The sequence below is a fragment of the Blautia sp. An46 genome (assembly GCF_002161645.1).
Taxonomy (GTDB): Bacteria; Bacillota; Clostridia; order Lachnospirales; family Lachnospiraceae; genus Blautia; species Blautia ornithocaccae.
The window spans coordinates 65,577-83,750 of sequence record NZ_NFIF01000012.1; the positions used below are offsets into that span (position 1 = coordinate 65,577).

General features: G+C 52.6%; 19 protein-coding genes. 4 read left to right on the forward strand and 15 right to left on the reverse strand.

Annotation, left to right across the window (positions count from 1 at the left end; translation table 11 throughout):
- The first annotated feature begins 6 nt into the window (after positions 1–6).
- From B5G00_RS11135 to B5G00_RS11145, 3 genes are read left to right on the forward strand one after another with little or no spacing between them, the layout of a single operon-like run.
- On the forward strand, positions 7–642 hold the full coding sequence (locus tag B5G00_RS11135; protein ID WP_087202345.1) for an ABC transporter ATP-binding protein: 636 nt from the start codon (positions 7–9) through the stop codon (positions 640–642).
- Positions 643–664: 22 nt separating this feature from the next.
- On the forward strand, positions 665–1,186 hold the full coding sequence (locus B5G00_RS11140; RefSeq protein ID WP_087202347.1) for a hypothetical protein: 522 nt from the start codon (positions 665–667) through the stop codon (positions 1,184–1,186).
- On the forward strand, positions 1,179–1,589 hold the full coding sequence (locus tag B5G00_RS11145) for a winged helix-turn-helix domain-containing protein (RefSeq protein WP_087202349.1): 411 nt from the start codon (positions 1,179–1,181) through the stop codon (positions 1,587–1,589). Before B5G00_RS11140 ends, B5G00_RS11145 begins: the two co-directional genes overlap by 8 nt.
- Before the next feature lie 74 nt (positions 1,590–1,663).
- Here the strand turns inward: B5G00_RS11145 and B5G00_RS11150 are convergent, their stop codons facing one another.
- Both B5G00_RS11150 and B5G00_RS11155 read right to left on the reverse strand, forming a co-directional pair.
- Complete coding sequence (locus tag B5G00_RS11150) at positions 1,664–1,978, reverse strand: type II toxin-antitoxin system RelE/ParE family toxin (protein WP_087202351.1); 315 nt, start codon at positions 1,976–1,978, stop codon at positions 1,664–1,666.
- Positions 1,959–2,231: a type II toxin-antitoxin system Phd/YefM family antitoxin gene (locus B5G00_RS11155; protein ID WP_015573205.1), complete on the reverse strand. Its 273-nt coding sequence runs from the start codon at positions 2,229–2,231 to the stop codon at positions 1,959–1,961. The genes B5G00_RS11150 and B5G00_RS11155 overlap by 20 nt, the downstream gene beginning before the upstream one ends.
- 236 nt (positions 2,232–2,467) lie before the next feature.
- On the opposite strand from B5G00_RS11155, the gene B5G00_RS11160 reads away from it, so the two are divergent.
- Entirely contained in the window at positions 2,468–2,983 is a 516-nt protein-coding gene (locus tag B5G00_RS11160; protein ID WP_087202353.1) for a helix-turn-helix domain-containing protein, read from the forward strand.
- 59 nt (positions 2,984–3,042) lie between these two features.
- Here B5G00_RS11160 and B5G00_RS11165 read toward each other — a convergent pair whose 3' ends face one another.
- The 13 genes from B5G00_RS11165 to B5G00_RS11225 all read right to left on the reverse strand — a co-directional run bounded on the left by B5G00_RS11165 (position 3,043) and on the right by B5G00_RS11225 (position 18,064).
- Positions 3,043–3,480, reverse strand: coding sequence for a hypothetical protein (locus tag B5G00_RS11165; RefSeq protein WP_087202355.1), 438 nt, complete (start codon positions 3,478–3,480; stop codon positions 3,043–3,045).
- Between the two features lie 17 nt (positions 3,481–3,497).
- Entirely contained in the window at positions 3,498–4,181 is a 684-nt protein-coding gene (locus tag B5G00_RS11170; RefSeq protein WP_087202357.1) for a hypothetical protein, read from the reverse strand.
- A 21-nt stretch (positions 4,182–4,202) separates the two neighbouring features.
- The gene (locus tag B5G00_RS11175) at positions 4,203–4,778 is read right to left on the reverse strand and encodes a sigma-70 family RNA polymerase sigma factor (RefSeq protein ID WP_087202359.1); all 576 of its coding nucleotides are present in this window, start codon (positions 4,776–4,778) and stop codon (positions 4,203–4,205) included.
- 15 nt (positions 4,779–4,793) lie between these two features.
- Positions 4,794–5,207, reverse strand: a complete 414-nt coding sequence (locus tag B5G00_RS11180; protein WP_087202361.1) for a DUF3268 family zinc-finger domain-containing protein — start codon at positions 5,205–5,207, stop codon at positions 4,794–4,796.
- A 163-nt stretch (positions 5,208–5,370) separates the two neighbouring features.
- Complete coding sequence (locus B5G00_RS11185) at positions 5,371–5,649, reverse strand: hypothetical protein (protein ID WP_087202363.1); 279 nt, start codon at positions 5,647–5,649, stop codon at positions 5,371–5,373.
- A gap of 62 nt (positions 5,650–5,711) precedes the next feature.
- Positions 5,712–6,074 carry a hypothetical protein gene (locus B5G00_RS11190; protein WP_087202365.1) on the reverse strand — a complete coding sequence of 121 codons (363 nt, stop codon included), beginning with the start codon at positions 6,072–6,074 and terminating at the stop codon, positions 5,712–5,714.
- Between the two features lie 67 nt (positions 6,075–6,141).
- A complete protein-coding gene (locus B5G00_RS11195; RefSeq protein ID WP_087202367.1) occupies positions 6,142–10,158 on the reverse strand; it encodes a VaFE repeat-containing surface-anchored protein in 4,017 nt (1,338 codons plus the stop codon).
- A gap of 91 nt (positions 10,159–10,249) precedes the next feature.
- The gene (locus B5G00_RS11200) at positions 10,250–13,561 is read right to left on the reverse strand and encodes a VirB4 family type IV secretion system protein (protein WP_087202369.1); all 3,312 of its coding nucleotides are present in this window, start codon (positions 13,559–13,561) and stop codon (positions 10,250–10,252) included.
- The gene (locus tag B5G00_RS11205; protein ID WP_015574509.1) at positions 13,558–14,214 is read right to left on the reverse strand and encodes a DUF5038 domain-containing protein; all 657 of its coding nucleotides are present in this window, start codon (positions 14,212–14,214) and stop codon (positions 13,558–13,560) included. The genes B5G00_RS11200 and B5G00_RS11205 overlap by 4 nt, the downstream gene beginning before the upstream one ends.
- Positions 14,215–14,224: 10 nt before the next feature.
- Complete coding sequence (locus B5G00_RS11210) at positions 14,225–16,021, reverse strand: lysozyme family protein (protein WP_087202372.1); 1,797 nt, start codon at positions 16,019–16,021, stop codon at positions 14,225–14,227.
- Positions 16,022–16,939: a hypothetical protein gene (locus B5G00_RS11215; protein ID WP_087202374.1), complete on the reverse strand. Its 918-nt coding sequence runs from the start codon at positions 16,937–16,939 to the stop codon at positions 16,022–16,024.
- A 15-nt stretch (positions 16,940–16,954) separates the two neighbouring features.
- The gene (locus B5G00_RS11220) at positions 16,955–17,665 is read right to left on the reverse strand and encodes a hypothetical protein (RefSeq protein WP_087162270.1); all 711 of its coding nucleotides are present in this window, start codon (positions 17,663–17,665) and stop codon (positions 16,955–16,957) included.
- 21 nt (positions 17,666–17,686) lie between these two features.
- Complete coding sequence (locus tag B5G00_RS11225; RefSeq protein ID WP_015574505.1) at positions 17,687–18,064, reverse strand: hypothetical protein; 378 nt, start codon at positions 18,062–18,064, stop codon at positions 17,687–17,689.
- Between the last annotated feature and the right edge of the window lie 110 nt (positions 18,065–18,174).

Here is an 18,174-nt window from a genome sequence, read left to right on the forward strand (position 1 = left end):
AACAGTATGAGCATCATGGAAGTAAAAAACGTAGGGTATACCTATGACAACCGAAGAAAAGTATTGCGTGGCATAAATGTCCAGATGGAACAGGGAAAGCTCTATGCAATCCTTGGCCCGTCCGGCTGTGGGAAGACTACACTCCTGTCCCTGATCGGCGGCCTGGACAGTCCGACCAGCGGGCAGATCTTATTCGAGGACCAGGATATTGCGAAGACAGGGCTTTCCGACCACCGGAAGAATCATGTGTCTTTCATTTTCCAGGCATACAACCTGATTGATTACCTGACTCTGGCGGAAAATGTGGCCCTGACATCCAAACTGCCGCCCCTTCCCATCCTGGAGCGGCTGGGCCTGACAAAAGAAGAGGCAAAGCGCAACGTACTGAAGCTCTCCGGCGGCCAGCAGCAGCGTGTGGCCATCGCACGGGCTCTGGCCAGTGAGGCGCCGGTCATCCTTGCCGATGAGCCTACCGGAAATCTTGATGAGGACACGGCACGGGGCATTACGGAAATCCTGAAGGAAAGCGCCCACAAGATGAACAAATGCGTGGTAGTCGTTACCCATTCAGAGGCACTTGCAAAAGAGGCGGATGTGGTATTCCGTCTGAAACGTGGAGAACTGCGTATGGGAAATAAGTGAAGCGGATTGCGGGGGATGAAGCATGGATAAAGAAAGAATGTCGGCTCTTCCATACTATTTTCAGAACTGGCTGGTACTGAATAAGACGCCCTTTTATCAGTGGGAAACACACTTTTTCCGGAAGAATACGCTGCTGGTTTGCCTGGAAATCTATGAGGAACTGGAACAGAAGCTGCGAACAGAACACGTTGCAGTAAAAATGGATCTGAAGGAAGTGTGGGATGACAGGGATATTTTATGCACGGCACAGATGCCCGCAGCAGTGTGTTCCCTGTTCTATACCCTGATCTGGAATCGGGGCCGGATGAAGGTCACTTTATCCGGCAGAGAAAACTGTCTTACCTGCATTGTGGAGACTGCAGATCTGGAAGATGGCCTGCAGGCGAAAGAACTGACACAGGCTGCCTCAGAATGTCGGAAACTGGCGGTGGCTTATCTGGATTCCATCGGGTATGACGTGAAGATTTCCAGAAGCGGGAAAAAGGAGCTGATATCCGTAACATTTCAGGTAGCAGGAAAGGCGGTACGAAACAGGTATGATTGAGCTGGTACTTCGCACGACAGAAAGTTCCGGTCTGGTGAAGGAACAGATCCTGGCAAGGCTGGATGGCGGCCAGGCATTGCTGGATGCTGATCCGGTTCTTGAGTATTCCGGACTCTGTATTGACTCGCTCCGCCACCAGGCATCGTATCAGGGGCAAGAAATTCCTCTGACAGAGAATTATGAATTTCACACCTTGGCGTACCTTGCCAGTCAGCCAGGAAGAGTGTTCACAAAGGAGCAGATCTATCAGGCAGTCTGGAAGGAGGAGCCTGTGGATGTAAGCAGCGCTGTATTCTGTATCATCAGGAATATCCGCCAGAAGCTGCGAAAGGTTACAAAGAAAGAATATATCCAGACCGTGTGGGGAGTCGGATACAAGTTTGTGGATGTTCCAGGGGAATGAGTCCCTGAAAAAGGAGACTGTAAAGCCAAGTACCCCGGTCTGTCTCATGGAATGAGAAGATCGGGGTACTGATCTTAAAGTTGTTCTTTCCAATTCCGGCGGTTATACAAGATCCGTCGTACTTCCATAATGTTTCCAATCACCACATAGAAAACGGTGAAGTTCCGCACCTGGATGCGATAATATGGGTATTGACGTTCTCGTGCCGAGTGAAAAGGCTCGAAGGATTCCGCACAGGGAAGCCTTTCTAAAATGGCTGCTTCTACATCATCCACCAGTCGTTCTGCCGCAGCGGGATTTCTCAGCCGATAGGTAATATAGTCTACGATTTCATTGAGGTCATCTTCAAATAGAGGGAGAAACCGCAGGTCATAATGCTTTTCGTTCACGGATGCGCCTCCTCACCCGACCAAAAACCTCGTCGGCAGAATAGCGTGTATCAGAGAGGTCTGCGGCGCGGTCCGCTTCATCCAGCGCCAGCTCCACATCATTTGTCAGTTCTTCGTATTGCTCCAGGCTGAGCAGAACCATAGAACCGTAGCCGTTTTTGGTAAGAAAAACCGGTTCACCTTTGGACAGGACATCCTCTTCAACTTCAGAAAAGCGATTGCGCAGATCTGAAACAGGCCGAATATTCAGCATAGTATCGCCTCCTTTATGGCGTTATTTTATCATAATTTTATCACAAAAGCAAGAAACTTATTCGTTGACTGCGATTCCTTTATCTTAAAGTGTAGTAGGAAGAATACTTATTTGGTATATTTAAGGTGTCAACAGATTAACATTCGTAGTAATAATGGAAATGTTAATTTGTGTTGCTTGTGGCAACGGTGCTTTTGATATTTAATAGTTGTATCAAAACAAAGGAGGCACAGGTTATGCTGAATGAAAATATTAAAAATCTACGAAAAGCAAAAGGATTATCGCAAGAAGAACTTGCCATAAAGCTGAATGTAGTAAGGCAGACGGTATCGAAATGGGAAAAAGGTCTATCGGTTCCTGACTCCAATCTGCTCATTTCGTTAGCAGACGAACTGGATACTTCAGTAAGTATACTCTTAGGAGAAACCGTACAGGAGCCTTGTGTGAATGAGTTGGATCTCAAGAGTATCTCTGAGAAACTGGAAAGAATTAATCTTCAATTTGCCAAAAGAAGTGAGACGAGGATTCGGACGATCCGCTATCTGCTTTTTGCGTTGTGTGCGGTTATCATAGTTGTATTTCTTGCTTTTGCAGCTATGCAGAGTGAATATTTGAATTGGGATTACAATGATCCGGAGCTGGCAGTTGCAGGGACCATCCTGCATGGCGTTGAATTTTTGTTCGTAAGACTGGCGCCATTCGCCCTTATTGCTTCTATTATCGGGATTATCTTCACCTATAAAAAAAGATAGTTTATCACGCTAAAAAGTGTCCTGTACACCGGATTGATCCCAGTTGTACAGGACATTCTTTATTCTTCTGCAGCTACTTCTATCAGTTCTTCGTAACCAATCAGCGCCGGATCGTGAAACGCTTTTTCTGAATTTTCTTCCAGCGTGCGTTCTTTCTTAAAATAGAGCCGATAACTGTGGCCAGCCAGAAGCCGGGTATTTTTTTCCAGGCTGAAGCGGTATTCTTTCCCTTCCGTAGTACGGAACAATACCTGCTGATTCCGAGTGAGGGGCGATTTCTCCCGCTTAACACAGGTGCCTTCCAGGATCAGGTAATTCTCCGTCTTGATGGTATGATATAAAAGAAGGAAGCGGATGATGCAGCACAATCCAAGAAGCAGGCTCATGACCAGCAGGATGGTATCCTTCTGAGACAGGGCATAAACGCATCCAAACAGGACACAGAAAAGGCCGACTGCACAGATGGCAGCCAGCCGAGTGAATAATGGTTTCGGCATAGGGTTCTCCTTTCGGATTAAATCTTCTGGAACAGGATCTTCTGGTTCAGGTACAGGTTGCTGACCGCCTGCAGGATGGGATACTGGGCGTGAGTGATCTGCACGGTATCCGTAAGGGTGCTGCAGGTGTCTTCCGGCGAGGTGTAGAGCTTCTCCAGGATATCCTCTTCCTTCCGGATCAGGATGCCCCGCTCCATACTGAGCAGCAGCTCTGCCGTGGACAGGGGCGCTTTTCCGGCAAGAGCCAGGACTTCCCGCTCCGTGGGCGTACATTTTGTCTTACGCAGGAGCCGTGGGATGTCTTCTAGCTGCACCTGCCCTTTGGTGTAGAGCAGGAACACGCTGGCAAGCCGGGGGAGAAAACGGTCCTCAACGGGCGTGATGGTCAGCGTTCCCAGAAGCCGGTACAGGGCATCCACGGCGCTTACTCCCATCCCTTTTACCAGAAGCCCCCGCAGGAGCAGACGGTTCAGGTAATGGGACAGCGGCAGGGAGATGGACTGGCCGGAGTCTGCACAGTTCTTTTCAAACAGACGCTCCAGTTCCGGATAGGTCAGGATCTGGAAGGCCAGGCAGCTCCACACCAGAAGCTCCTCTTTGGACATCCCGTATTCCTTCTGGTTGTTGATCACATGGGGAACCGGTTTCCCGTTCACATTTACAAACTGAAGACTGCCGACAGCGGTATAGAGCGTAAGCATAAAAGTTCCTCCTTTATATGTTCAGGATAACAGAGCGCACAGCGCTGCATCCTGCTGTAAAAATCTGCGGGCTTTGCTCTGCCAGGCCCGGATGTGGTTGGAAGGCACCTGGTAGTGAGCGGACAGCTCCTTGGCCGAGTAGCCCTCAAGCTGGAAGCAGAGGGCTTCGATGCCTTTTTGGATGGTGCTGCACTGGGAGGCTTTGAGTGTCTCCAGATAAGCACCTGCCGCCGTATCTTTCAGTGCCAGGGGCGCTGCATCCGGCATTGCTTCCTGCTCCTGGGCAATCTGCAGGGCCGGCATAGCATCCAGCAGATCTTCCTGCAGTGGGCAGAAAAGATCTTTTCCCCGGATTTCGTGACGCCAGGAGTCATAAATGGCATTGCGGATAGCAGCTGCAGCGTATGGAGTGAAGGGGAGCCCTTCCCCGCAGGAGACGGCTGCCCGGCACAGGGCCAGGTATCCAATCTGGCAAAGTTCCTGCCGCTGCTCGCTGGGTAAAGGGCTTCCGTTTGTCAGTGAGCGGATGATCTTTGGAACCAGATCCATATGATCTTCCGCCAGCTGCTTCTGGGCGGGTGTCATGGGCTTTACCATCGCATTTCCCTCCCTTCAGCCTGCCGCCTGAAGGCGGGGGCGCTGGTTTGCCAGAAGTTTTTTGGACTCCCGGATCACCTGGTCACACATATAGTTCCCGAACATCCCGATGTGTGCCTGCTCATCGGAGAGGCAGAACTTGTCTGCCAGCCAGTGATAGGCGTCGGGACGGCTCAAGATCCCCCTCAGCCAGATCTGGTCAAAGATCTGATGTGCCAGCATCCGTTTCTTCCGAAGTTCCTGGTCTGCCAGTGTGCCTTTGGGGATCCGGGTTCCGGGATGGACTCCCACATAGGCGTCGCACCTGGGATAATTGCTGCATACATAAACCTTGCCGCCGTAGGACTTTTCCCCGTAGACGAAGGAAGCGTCCCGAAGGATGGCAGTGCCGCCGCAGTATGGGCAGCGGATGATTTTCTTCTGTTTCATAGTCTGTTCACCTCAATTTCATGCGTATGGCATAAGTACGGCATACGTTTATCATTCTCTACGTATTGCTTACTTATAGTGTAAGGATAAAGGTGACAGATGCCCATAGGATGAGCGCCGAAACTGGTCCCAGATTCGGACTAAATGGCACTTTTCACCATTTTTACGGCCAGTCAGAGTAAAAGATGGCTTTGATCAGCGGAAACAGGCCGCTGTCCGTGAAGCGCTCATAGTTGACCGGTATGAAGATGAATCCGGCGCAGAAGATACGCACCAGAAACAGGATCACCAGAACCTTGCAGACCAGGTACAGCCGCATGGTGCGGGGCGTCCAGGGCTTGGTGGGGCGGAACTTCCGGTACAGGATATACAGCATGGGGAGAAAGATCAGGGTGGTAAATGCCCTGTCGATCCAGCAGATAATCAGAATCAGATAACTCATGTGATGCTCCTCCTTTCGTTTTCTTACTTATCCCATACGTAGAAGCCCCGCAAAACGCAACTTTACCAGTCATAACAGGCTGCCTCCTGGAGACGCAGCAGTGCCTCCGGAAGACAGGGGGCTTCAAGCAGCCCTTCTTTTTCCAGATAGGGCCGGTACAGGGAGGTAAACTGCTCCATGGTCAATGCGCCGGCGCACTCGGTGGGCTCTGGAAGCCGGGCGAAAAGAAGCCTGGCATCCCTCATGGGGAGGACACAGGGTTTCCCCTCCGGATCCGGATGATACAAAAAGTCCGGCTGCCTGCAGTATCCCGGAGTTTTGCAGGAAACGCAGCGCACATATACGCACTGGTGCCAGTTCCCTTCGCAACAGTCCAGGAAATGGCGGATATGCTTGGCATCCGCCGTACAGTGGGTTCGTTCCATATCTGTCACCTTCCATAGAAACAGGCGGCCCAGTAATAGGAACCGCCTGTTAGAGTCAATGTGTGGGTTATTGGTTATCCTTCTGTTTCCGTCTGTGCAGATACAGGACGGTCAGTGCTCCGGCAAGGACAAGAGCGCCTGCCCCGATGCCAAGGTAAAGAAGGATGGGTGCATCATCCCCGGTTTTGACCGGATTAGAAACGGAAGGTGTTTCCGTCGGTTCTTCCGGTACTTCCGGAGGATTTTCGCTAAGATGCACGGTCTGTCCTGCATCGTCAATATCCTTGTGAGAGCAGATCTCCCGCTGTGTCCCGTCTGCATCTACATAGTAGAGGGTTTCAAAGACAACCAGGGATTTTCCTGCAAGGGAGCTGCCGTCTAAGGTAAATACAACCTCTACGGAGCCGCTGCGCTCTTCCGGTGTAAATGCGGTTTCAGCCGTGACCGGATTGCCGTCAAGAAGCAGTTCTTCCCCGGTTTCCTGATCCATCAGCACGCCCTTTAAGAGATAGGATGCCCCGGGAATCAGGTTTTCATAGGAAACCGTATCCTTGATGGTTACCTCGCTGTCGGCCAGGATCTCTTGATCCCCGTCCTCCCCGTCTGTGGCAGAGGTGCCGATCTGCGGGAAGTAGATACTTTGCGGATCTGAAGAAATGTCCCTGTGGGACGCAACCACCTGATCTTTATAAAGGATCTCCTCGAAGACCACCAGGGTTTTTCCGGCCAGTGCCTCTGCACTAAAGGTAAAGCTCAGCTCGGTGGTTCCGGAAGTCTCCTCCGGGGTAAATTCTGCTTCAGCCGTTACGGGCTTGTCATCGATCAGCAGCTCTTCGCCGGTTTCCTGATCCATCAGCGTACCGCGGATCGTGAAGGTTTCCCCGGCAATGAGGTTCGTATATTCGGCTGTATCCGTAATGGATGCTTCCGCCTTTGCAAGCCCGGTCTGGTTTCCAAGCTCCGGATTTGCAGCGATGGTGCTGACAGAAGGAAGAACTAGGGTCTGTTCCGGTGCCTCGATATCCTGGTGGGAGGCGATTTCTTCATCCTCATAGTACAGGGTTTCAAAGACGACCAGTGTTTTCCCAGCGGCTTCCGTGGCGTTGAAGGTAAATTCTACATCCACGGTTCCTTCCGAGTTTTCCGGTGTAAAGGTCAGTTCGGAAGTCACGGTTTCCCCGTCAATCTCCAATGCTTCCCCGGTTTCTTTATCCATTAAGATGCCTTTAAGTGTCAGTTCCTCTCCCGGCTGGACATTGGAATAGGACACCGTATCAATGAGTGTTACCTCTTCATCTGCGTGAGCCATCTGAAGGCCGGTTTCGGAATCTTTCACCTGAGTACCGATCTCCGGGAAGAAGATGGACTGGTCCTGATCCTCGATATCGGCGTGAACAGCCATTTTCAGGTCATCCTGCCACAGTTCCTCGAAGCAGACCATGGTGGTTCCGCCAAGGCCCGTAGCGTCAAAGGTAAATTCTACTTCCACGCTGCCGGTAGATTTTTTCGCCGTAAAGGTCGTCTCTGCTGTGACCGGTTTTCCATCAATCTCAAAAGGTTCCCCGGTTTCTTTGTTCATGAGCGTGCCGACTACCCGATACTCCACACCTCTTTTCAGCCCTTCATACTCAACCGTGTCAACAATCGTTACCTTGTCATCGGGCTTTGCCATATGGGAGCCGCTTTCTTTATCCAGAGCAGTGGTGGCAATCTCCACCTTGTCATTGGTCAGCGTTCCCAGGTCGATGGTAACAGAGTCCCGGTACACTTCCACATCAAAGGTAAGAAGGTTTCGGCCTTCATTGGCTTCACAGCGCTGCTCTTCAATGGTATAGGTATCATAGATCAGGGCGCCTTTGGAGTCATCCGGCTCGGAGGTGCCAAACCAGATGCCGTCTTCCGCAGTCTCACCCCGGTTGGTATTGGAAGTATGTTTGTTCCACTCTGCGGATGTGCTGGCATAACCGTTTTTATCTGTTACGATGGTATGGCTCTCGCCGGTTGTTTTGGACGTAATGGTAAACGGTACGCCTGCGAGACGGGACAGATCCCCGTCACTGACTTTAACAAGCTCCAGATCGCCTCGGATGACCTGGTTTTCAATGGATGAGCCGGTTTCGGTCAGTTCCACGATCTTGCCGTCTTCCGTGATGTCAAATTCCAGGGAGATACGGCCCTCGTTCAGATACCCTTCCGGCGCTTTTGTCTCATCCACCCGGTAATGGCCGTAAGGCAGGGCATCTTTCGCCGTGGAAGCCAGCCCCTTCTCATCCGTCACAAGCGTCAGGACGATTTCCCCGTTTTCGTAGGTTTCCCCGTCCACGATCACCGGATTGGCATTTAAGCTGGTGATGGTAAATTCTGCGCCTTCCAAGGTAGCACCGCCCTGAGCGGCAGCTTCCCCGGTTTCGATGTCACGTTTCTGCACTTTGACACCGCCCCGGATGATCTGGTTCGAGATGGAGTTGTCTTCTCCAGTCAGGTCCACCATTTCCCCGTTCTTAGAGATGGTAAACTCAGCGGAGAGGGTGCCTTCCCCTAAATAACCGGTGGGAGGCGTCACTTCATCTACACGGTAACTGCCGTAAGGCAAAGCGTCCGCAGCAGTGGATGCCAGTCCGGAGGCATCGGTTTTGATGGTCAGGACGACTTCATCCTTCTGATAGGTCGTTCCATCGACGACTACCGGGTTCTCATTTAATGAGGTGATGGCAAACTCAGCGCCTTCCAGTGTAGCACCGCCCTGGGGAGTGGTGCCGCCGGTTTCCAGATCCCGTTTCTGTACTTTGACACCGCCCCGGATGACAGCATCCGGTACATCCGGCGCCTGGTAAGCAGAGACAGTTTCTTCCGTACCGCTGCTGGAAATGGGCAGAACGAATACGGTATCATTGAGCTGGTAGCCTGCTGGCGCTTTGGTTTCCTGAATGGTCACAGTACCAAGAGGCACGCACAGCGTTTTGCCGTCACTTGCGTAGTAGAACGCATCCCCGCTGACCTTGTATTCCTCCGTAAAGGAAATCTTCCCGTCTTCTCCTGTGCGGAATACCCAGGTGCGGGCAGGCTCACTGCCGCCTGCAGCCGGATCCGTATCGGAGATGGCGGTGTAGAACTTCACGGTAAACTCCGCATCCTTCAGGCTGGCAGCGCCCTGGGGAATGGCATCCTTTACGTCTGCATCCAGCTTCTGAAGCACCAGGGAGAGGGGATTATTCTGGGGGATTTCCTTGACCTCTGCTTTTGCTGTTTCATTGGAAGAAACCGTCACATCATAGGCATTGGTATCCAGGGCGTATCCCGGAGATGGAGAAAGCTCTTTGATCGTATAGCTGCCGACCTCAAGATCTCCGGATTTGGCGTAGCCATTCTCATCGGTGGTCAGTGTCTCTACCAGATTATTTCCCTGATAGATACCATACTGGGCGCCTTTTAAGCTGTAATTGCCGTTCCCGTCAGAAACGGAGCTGTTTGCCGTGGATTTCTGGATCTCGATCCAGCCGTAGGGCTTTTCGTACCAGCATCCCGCAACGGTCTGATTGGTGTCAGACGGGATGATAAAGGCACGGAAGGACTCCGGCGGAGCAGGCAGTCCCTGAATCGCATTGGCAATTTCAACAGCTTTATCAATGTAATTTTGTGGTGCGCCATAAAAGGCACCGCTTCCAGCGTCATAATTGCTGTACACATAGGAAGCCACCAGATGACCGATTACATAGCGGTCATTTTCAGACCAGCCGCTTAAATAGGTGCCGGCGATGTTCTGTTCTTCATAGCCGTAACCGCCGGGCAGGTAGTAGAGCGCTTTGCGAAGCGCAGAGTCTTTTCCCAGCAGGTCATACTGATAGCTGCCCGCCGCCGGCGTTTTTTTCATGGGCTGGACACAGTAGGCAGTGCCGTTATCGTCCACAGACATCTTTGTGGTAAAGTAATCCCCGTAGGAAATCAGTTCCCCGGTCTTAAAGTTTAAGGTTCCGTCCGCTGCATGGGCTGTCATGGGGCTTGTGATCGCTGTCCCCGCAAGGACGATGGCTGCCATCAGGAAAGCGAAACAGCGGCGGAGGATGTGGGTTTTGATTCGTTTCATAAGTCTCCTCCTTTTCAAAAAGGTACAGGGGAATGAAAAAAGGAAGTGTCTGCCCTGTATCAGACACTCCCCATAAGTTGCATTGGCACCGTTACCCGGCAGCTTTTTGTTTATGCCGTTCCAGGATCTCCAGAAGTTCCTGCCGGTCTGTAGTGATCAGCTCTTTTTCCAGGGCGGATGCCTTAAACTCCACGGTGATGTTATTGTTATTCGTGGAAATCAGACCATTGCCCCTCTGGAAGTGTGTAATGTTCATCACCTCCGTTTCCGAGAGATGCAGGATCTGTTTCACCCGCTGCGCCTCTTCATCTTCCATATTCAGGACAATCTTCGTCTTACAATTATTGATAATGCCCTTGCCGTACTTGCCGTCATCAAGGGCAAAAAAGTCATTCAGATCCTGTGTGGCAAAGACGGCAGAACCGCCGTATCCACGGATGATCTTCGCAATCTCCAGAACAAATTCTGCAGCCAGGCGGTTGCTGGACGCGCCGATAAGCTGCCAGACTTCATCTACGAAGATGGCTTTTTCCTCCGTCCGGTTTTCTTTGGCAATATCCCAGACGTAATCCAGGGCAACGAACATCCCCACAGTCAGCAGATCCCCGGTCAGTTCGGAGATATCAAGGACGGTATATTTATTGGTCAGGTCCACATTGGTCTGCTGGTTAAAAGAGGATGCAGAGCCGTGAACCAGCCGGTTTAAGATGTGCGCCATGCGTTTTGTGTCATCACTTTCCATCAGGATATCGTAGACATCCTCCAGAATGGGCATGGCTTTATACCGGTCCGGATAGGCCGGATCGATCAGGGATTCATTTTTGTGAGTAATCCCTTTTCTTGCATAAGTCTTGATCAGCGCCTCGTCCAGAAGCTGCCGCTCCTCATGCGTCATGTCCGGGATGAGCAGGCTGAAGAAGATATGCAGCTTCTGGATCTTCCCGGCGAGCGCCGAGTTGTCCATGGAAGGACCGTCCAGCAGCTCATTGACGGAGTTATCCGTTCTCCGGATCTCCATGATGTTGATGCAGTTGCGGCTGGCAGGGGAAATCTGGATAAACTCCCCGCCGATATTCTTGCAGGCCCGGTAGAACTCATGTCCTTTCAGCGGAGCGATAATAAATACTTTGATATTTTTGCGCCGCATCCGGGTGGAAAAAAGCTGCATGGTGAAGGTTTTCCCTGCACCGGAGCAGCCCAGGATTGCAAGATTGGCATTTTTATACTGTCTGGAATCAAAGATATCTGCAATAACCAGGGAGTTATTGTGTTTGTTGACACCAAATAAAATCCCGTTGTCATCACAGATGGAGTAGCTGACAAAAGGATAGCAGCTTGCCGCCCCGCTGGTTAAAACGTTCCGCCTGGAAAGCTGATACAGCTTCTTATCCAGAGATGCCAGGGGCAGCGTGGATAAAAAGCCCTGCTCCTGCAGAAAGTAGCAGGTTCTCAGGTCCATGTCCTGGGAGATCAGGAGCTTTTTCATCTCCTGTACCCGCCACTGCAGTTCCTCGAAAGTAGAGGCTGTGACGGTAATGAGAAGGCTCATGTAATAAAAGTCTTCATTATTCGCCAGCCCCTGTTTTAAGAAATAACCGGAGCGGATGGCGGAATCCAGGTCATCATAGTCGGTATTGGTATCCGAGGCGTCCTTGATCTTGGAACGGTTGATCCGGATCTGTTGTCCCAGCCGCTGCTGGATCTTATCCTTTGGCTGCCGGTGGAGGTAAAAATCCACGTCAATGCCTTCCCCGGCGTTTACCAAAAGGGAGAGCCACCCCGGCACCACCCGGCTTTTGTAGCCGGATGACGGTACGTACAGATAGGAGTGGTAGACCCCGTTGATCAGCACATAGCTGGAGTGCCGGAAATCCAGGGTTTCCGGGGAGAGAAATTCACTGATGCGGATGTCCTCGTCGGGCCGGTTCTCCTTGGCGTACCGTGCTAGTACGGAAGCAATGCGCTCCTGCAAGGGATGGGTGGCGCAAAGGGAGCGGTTTAAGAGGGTGTACAAAACATCCGTGGTAAACTCATCCGGATTTTCATGTTCTGTCACCTCATTGCCGCACTGGTACAGAAAGGTCTTGGCTGTCTGCGCCGTCGTTTCAAGAGACTCTAAGATCTCCCGTTCCGTCACCTTCCGGTTGACGTTAAAAGGTTCATATTCCATAACAAGGAAGAACCGCCGGGAAACGGCCTCCCTGGAACTTAGGTTCCGGACAAACTTCAGGTAATCCTCCTGCAGCTCCCGGCACCGGGGATCCGTTTCATTTTCCAGCTCCTGTCTGGATTTCTCCAGATGCTGGTTGATGTCCGCCCGTTTGGAGATCATCTTGATCTGCAGCTTTACCGGGCTGATCTTCAGGTAGCTGATAAAGCTGTAGATGATCCCCATCTGCTCCCTGGCACTTCGTAAGAGGAAGTTGATGGGCTCGACTTCCAGGATTTTTACATACCGGCCATCCGTTGTGTAAATGACACCGTGGGCAATCTTTTCAATCGGAAGATAGTCCTCTATGGTCTGTAACTTCCGTTTCTTTTTCCTGGCGGAAGATTGGGAAGCTGTCTGACGGGATTTTAAAGCACTTTTTGGTACTGCCTTATCTTCCTGTGTTTGCTTTGCCTTCCGGGCTTCTGCTTTGCGGGCAGCTTTCGCCTGCCGTGCAGCAAGGCGGGCGTCCTGTGCAGCCTGTTTCTTTTTGGCACGGAGCTTTTCCTTCTCCGCCCGCTCTTCCCGGCGCTTTGCTATCTTTGCGCATTTCTGCTCATAGGCTAACTGCCGGATATCTTCTCTGGCCTGCCTGCGGATGCCCCGCCGGGTGGAGGTATCGAAGGATTTATGCTCACGAACCTTTGGCTCCCGTTTCTTTTTCCGTTTCGTTTTCCCAGAAGGAGTGGGGGAAGGGGAGCCGGACAGATCCTGCTGGGGCGCCTCTTTCGTGGGAGGTGCATCGTCCTGCTGACCGGCCCCCTCAAAAGGGGGAGAATCCTCCAAAGAGCCCTTTTTCGCCTTTTTCTTCCGCCGTTCCCGCTTGGCAGGCTTTTTGGCTTCTTTCGTTCCGGGCTGTTTCTGCCGTTTCTTCTTTGGCTCCGGCATTGCGTCAGAGCGGAAAACTACCCGCCGTTTTTTCAGAAAACGCAGGGCGTTCATAAGGAAAGCAGTGATGCTCTCCCCGCCGATCCCGATGAGGGATACCATGGCCGCCGGAAGTGCAGTCATGCACAGGATGATAATGCGGGTAGTCAGGGAAAACGGCAGGTGGACCACCGGCACCCCGATCAGCAGGGCGAAAATAATGGCTTCAATCGCATTGCGGATGTCAAAGGTGCCGTTTAAGATCTTGCCCTTTTCGATGAAGTTTGGCGGGATAAAGGAGGTCCGCTGCTCATCCGGATTGCTCATGGCAGCACCTCCTCTCCGTCCTGGGTGTTCTGTGCGGGATCCGCAGCATTTGCGGAAGTTCCGCTTTGCGTAGTTCCCGTTTCTTCTGTCCCGGTATCCGGTGCAGGTGATTCCGGTGCGGTCACATCCGCATAGCCGCCTTCCTGGCGCTGCTCCACTTCACTGCTGGAGACAGGGGGCAGGGTATCCACCACCGGTTTTTCATAGGTTTTTCCGGAGGTTCCCAGCACTGTCCGATCCTCTCCAAAAGAAAAAGCACCCGTCATGGTGTCATAGAACACCGGCAGGGTGCTGTCATCGGACAGGAGAAAATGCAGTTCCACCGTGGTAGTATCCGGATACCCGGTTTCGTCCGGCAGATATTCTGCCGAAGTAACGTCTGTCCGCCCGATACGGGTAAGGTATACCGGAAACTGCTCCTTTAGGGATGCAGTCTGGGCGGATGAGAAGAACTGGCTCAGCTCTTCAAAGGATAAAAAGTCCATCTCGGTCAGCTCCTCCGGCTGTGTCGTTTCTTCCTGGGAGGCGGCCTCTTCCGGCGCCTTTGCATCCGGTGTTTGATTTCGCTCCCGGAGCTTAGTAGGAAGAAAGATGGCGACCAGCAAAAGAAAGAGCATCAGGAGGATGGACAGGATCAGTTTCATTCTGCTCATAAGCACTCCTCTATTTCTTCTCGAAAATCCAATACTGCGAGGAAGTCGCATGGATTTCCGTCATCATGTCAAATGCACGGTTCACGTAGTTCTTGGAGTCGCTATCATTGGGATCGTTTACCAGCACCTTCCCGTCTGCGGTCAGGCCACGGAGAACAATAAAATGCCCGCCGCTGGTAAACAGCCCCGGTCTCTGGGAGGAGATCACAGGCTTCCCTTCTGATAACGCCTGCAGCACCGCATTTGCATCCATGGTCTGGGTGACGCTTCCGCATCCGAAATGAGAAGCCGCCGCCTGGAAATAGGACCAGTAGGTGCCTTCCCCCGCCTTATAATAGGAATTGCCGCACCAGGCGACTGCATCCACCGGAGTAATGGTGCTGCCAGTCAGGTAGCTTGCTACCATGGCAAAGGCGGTAGGCCCGCAGCCGCAGTCCGCAATGGAGCCGGTGCCGTAAGGAATATGGCTGTATTCCGTCTGGATGTAGAGGGGGATCTGCATCCCGTTCGCCGGGTAAGTGCCGCCGGTATTCAGTACCTGGTAATAGCGCAGGACATGATCCACGTACTCCTTGTCCCCGTAGATGGAATAGTTCCAGCCGGGCCGGGCGCACATCATGTCGGAGTAGGCAATGGCGTTTTCCTTTGTGTAGCCGCCGTCCCGTTCCATGGCCCAGTCGATGTAAGCGGAACCGTAATTATAGCCCTGGAGGGCCAGCTTGATCCGGTCCAGGTCCGTCGGCCCGGTGCATCCGGCTTTCTGCAGGACGTCCCGGAGCGCCTGGATGCCGCACTCAATGGAGTATTCCGGATCGGTGATCGTGCCGGGGCCTCTGGGGAACCGGGTATTGTATCCGCTTTCCGATGCCTGCATGGGATCGCTTCCCCGTCCGCCGGATTCCTGCATCATGACGGCCAGGATCAGCTCCACATAATCGCTCATCCCATACCGGGCGGCAATCTCGGATACCAGTGGCCGGTAGGCAAGCACCTCATCACTTAAGTTGATCGCCATAGCCGTGCCGGAGGCAGCGCCAAAGAAGAGTGTCAGGTTACTGGCGTAGTTTTCCGCCAGTTCCTTTTGTTCCTCGCTCAAGTAAAATACATGGTCAGCAAAATAGGCGTCACCGGCAAAGGAAACGGTATAGGTATAGCGGGTAAATGTAACGGTTTCCGTCTGAGGAGTTTCCCCTTCTGCGGCTTCCGTCTCCACTTCCACAGAAACGGTTTCTTCCGCTACATCATAAGAAAAAAGCCCGTCCTTGTTTTCCCGGATCAGGCTTTGGAGTTTGTCGATATTGATATTTTCATAATCATCCTGGCTCGCACAGAACTGGGAGATTAAAAGATGGGCATTGACCGCTATGGTTGTCTCATAGGGATCTACGATCTGTACGGTGGACCCCTCCGGAAGAGCGGCAATGGCAGTGTTGATCTCTTCTAAAAGATCCGCATGGCTTTCTTCCAGGACTTCCACAATCGCCTGCCTGGCGTTCTGGATATTCTCATTGATCAGGGCATTGCTGTTTAAAGCCCCGGTGTTTTCTGTCAGGGATCCGAAGATCAGCCCTGGCAGCATCAGGATGAATAGCACGGGAAGCAGTAAAAACCCCAGGATAACGGCTCCGGCTTTCAAAAGAGTATGCCGGTTTGCGATGGCAGCACTGATGGCTGCCGTAAAGGGACCGGCTGCCGCACCCGCCACGGTCTTGGACAGATGGGCGGCGGTCTTCATGGCCTGTAAGTGGGAGGCTGCACTGGTGCCTACATCGACAGCTTCCCCAAGGCCGGAGCTTTGCTCCGCCATTTACATCCGGTCCTTTCGCTGGGGTGCCGGCGGGAGCTTCTGGACAATGGATTCGTTGTAGGCGACTTTTCCATTGCCAGCGTCATACGGCGTTTTCTCCACCGTATCCTGTGCGTACTGCTTATACCAGGCAGTGCCGTCCACGGATTGGACCGTCTCAAAGCTGCCATGGGTAGGAGCTGCGTACTGGTCAGCACTGTAAAGGGCAAATTCCCGGCTGCCGGCATCCGTTTTTTCCACGCCGGTCATCCGTCCGCCGCCGATCTCCATGTTCGAGTAGGTGGCGGCATCCGGAGCAGAGGTGTCGATTCCCATGTAGGAGGCATAGGCTTTTGCCGCATCCTCCCCTTTGATGGAGCCGACCTGCCCGTAATTGCCCTGGGCGATATTGCTGATCACATTATTGGCAAAGTCTCCGCCTTTCTTGAGCGAGGACTGATAAAGCATATTCCCAACGCTGGGGCCTTCCGAATAATGGGTAGCAGCATTGACGGCTTCCCGCTGTACCTGGCGTCCCACCGCCCCGGCAAGCCCTCCGGAGAGAAAGCTGCCGCCAACGGCTGCGCTTCCGGGAGAGGATGCCCTGCGGTATCCGCCGCCACCGCCATGCCCATGGAAGGCTCCGGCAAGGCCCCGGCCTGCAATGAGCAGCTCCGCCATCATGTTCCCGCCGGTGTTTCCTACATTGATCCCCAGGGATGCCATAAAGCTGTCGATCTTCTGGGAAACCTTGAGGAAAGCAATGGCACAGAGGAACCAGATGAACACATTTCCGGTCACGGCTTCCTTTCCCTGTTCTGCTACGGCTTCCTCCACCTGGGCTTCTGTCAGCTCTGCCGCAAAGACCGGCATGGAGCAGAACAATACCAGGCAGGAAACCAGTATCAGGGCAGTGAGGATTGGTTTCTTGTATTTCATGGACTCCTCCTTTCATCAGAGTGATAACGGGTTTGCGAGGAAAGTGCCGACCATGCTGGTAAACAGCCGCAGGCACCAGGCGTTCATCAGTAGCAGGAAGAACTGCCCGCCCAGCATCCGGCACCAGGAATGGAAGATGTTCCCGGTGGACTGGGAGGCACCTGTGGCAAAGGCAACCGGCGCCGTGTAGACCAGCACTCCCAAAAGGATGTAGCGTTCCGCTGCCTCAAAGAGCAGCTTGATGTAATTCCACGCCAAAATCAAAACTAAAATCAGGGCGATAATCGCCACGGCTCCATTGGCGCATACACCCAGGATGACAGTGATGACTGAATTGAAGCTGGCAAAATCCAGGGAGGGAAGCTCCTCCGTCAAGATCCAGTCATAAGGCGTCCCTGCGATGCCAAGGAGCAGGTTCACGATGTCTTCTGCATAAAAGGCCAGGAAGATAAAAATAAAAGAACGGATGGAAAGTTTCAGGGGATCCTCCGCTTCGATTCCGGCACCCATGAAGTAGTTCTTGAAAAGCTGCCACACCCAGTTTAAGAGGATGAGGCCAAGAGCCAAAGCAAGAAACACATCGTACATCGTCTCAGCCGCAGGAAAATAGCGCAGGAACGTGTCCATGGAGCAGCCGAGGGCGCCCAGGACTGAAGTGGTGATCAGATCCAGGATGTTCATGACCTGTTCTGCGATCCATTCCACGATTCCGTCCAGTATTCCCATGTGGTTTCCTCCTTTCCGGGCTTATCCGCTGTATGTGCCTCCGGCAAAGAACGGGGTAATGTATGCCATAATAAAACCAAGGCCGTTCAGAATCGCCCAGGTAATGATGATCCGCTTCAGCCAGGCACGGCTCTCATCCACGGTCTTGCCGGATTTCGAGAAATTCATCAAAAGCAGCGCCACGGATGCGGTCACTACGGCGGCAATGGTGGATATGAGGACGATCTGGTTATAAACATCCTTCATGATCTCATTGGCCTTGTCCCACATATTGGAAGCAAGCACCGGCTGGACATTCGCTGCGATAAGCGTAAAGAGCAGGAAGGCTGCGTAGAGGTATTTCCCGTAGCAGACCGTCCGCTTTTTCTCCGGTGAAGAGTTTGCAGGTAACTGTTTCATGTATGACCTCCTTCATTGATCTTGAAAAAACGGACGGGATTGCTTTTCCCGCCCGTGCTTATAATTTCCTGCCTCAAAAAGCAAAAGCAGCCCGGTCAATGCGGACTACT

What these genes read in the sequence shown, in the direction of transcription:
- B5G00_RS11185 (WP_087202363.1), bottom strand. Translation starts at nt 5,649, where the DNA reads ATGAGTTATCTGATTCTGATTATCTGCTGGATCGACAGGGCATTTACC.
- B5G00_RS11215 (WP_087202374.1), bottom strand. Translation starts at nt 16,939, where the DNA reads ATGAAATACAAGAAACCAATCCTCACTGCCCTGATACTGGTTTCCTGC.
- B5G00_RS11145 (WP_087202349.1), top strand. Translation starts at nt 1,179, where the DNA reads ATGATTGAGCTGGTACTTCGCACGACAGAAAGTTCCGGTCTGGTGAAG.
- B5G00_RS11155 (WP_015573205.1), bottom strand. Translation starts at nt 2,231, where the DNA reads ATGCTGAATATTCGGCCTGTTTCAGATCTGCGCAATCGCTTTTCTGAA.
- B5G00_RS11135 (WP_087202345.1), top strand. Translation starts at nt 7, where the DNA reads ATGAGCATCATGGAAGTAAAAAACGTAGGGTATACCTATGACAACCGA.
- B5G00_RS11160 (WP_087202353.1), top strand. Translation starts at nt 2,468, where the DNA reads ATGCTGAATGAAAATATTAAAAATCTACGAAAAGCAAAAGGATTATCG.
- B5G00_RS11205 (WP_015574509.1), bottom strand. Translation starts at nt 14,214, where the DNA reads ATGAGCAGAATGAAACTGATCCTGTCCATCCTCCTGATGCTCTTTCTT.
- B5G00_RS11210 (WP_087202372.1), bottom strand. Translation starts at nt 16,021, where the DNA reads ATGGCGGAGCAAAGCTCCGGCCTTGGGGAAGCTGTCGATGTAGGCACC.
- B5G00_RS11180 (WP_087202361.1), bottom strand. Translation starts at nt 5,207, where the DNA reads ATGAAACAGAAGAAAATCATCCGCTGCCCATACTGCGGCGGCACTGCC.
- B5G00_RS11225 (WP_015574505.1), bottom strand. Translation starts at nt 18,064, where the DNA reads ATGAAACAGTTACCTGCAAACTCTTCACCGGAGAAAAAGCGGACGGTC.
- B5G00_RS11190 (WP_087202365.1), bottom strand. Translation starts at nt 6,074, where the DNA reads ATGGAACGAACCCACTGTACGGCGGATGCCAAGCATATCCGCCATTTC.
- B5G00_RS11170 (WP_087202357.1), bottom strand. Translation starts at nt 4,181, where the DNA reads ATGCTTACGCTCTATACCGCTGTCGGCAGTCTTCAGTTTGTAAATGTG.
- B5G00_RS11165 (WP_087202355.1), bottom strand. Translation starts at nt 3,480, where the DNA reads ATGCCGAAACCATTATTCACTCGGCTGGCTGCCATCTGTGCAGTCGGC.
- B5G00_RS11220 (WP_087162270.1), bottom strand. Translation starts at nt 17,665, where the DNA reads ATGGGAATACTGGACGGAATCGTGGAATGGATCGCAGAACAGGTCATG.
- B5G00_RS11200 (WP_087202369.1), bottom strand. Translation starts at nt 13,561, where the DNA reads ATGAGCAATCCGGATGAGCAGCGGACCTCCTTTATCCCGCCAAACTTC.
- B5G00_RS11140 (WP_087202347.1), top strand. Translation starts at nt 665, where the DNA reads ATGGATAAAGAAAGAATGTCGGCTCTTCCATACTATTTTCAGAACTGG.
- B5G00_RS11175 (WP_087202359.1), bottom strand. Translation starts at nt 4,778, where the DNA reads ATGGTAAAGCCCATGACACCCGCCCAGAAGCAGCTGGCGGAAGATCAT.
- B5G00_RS11195 (WP_087202367.1), bottom strand. Translation starts at nt 10,158, where the DNA reads ATGAAACGAATCAAAACCCACATCCTCCGCCGCTGTTTCGCTTTCCTG.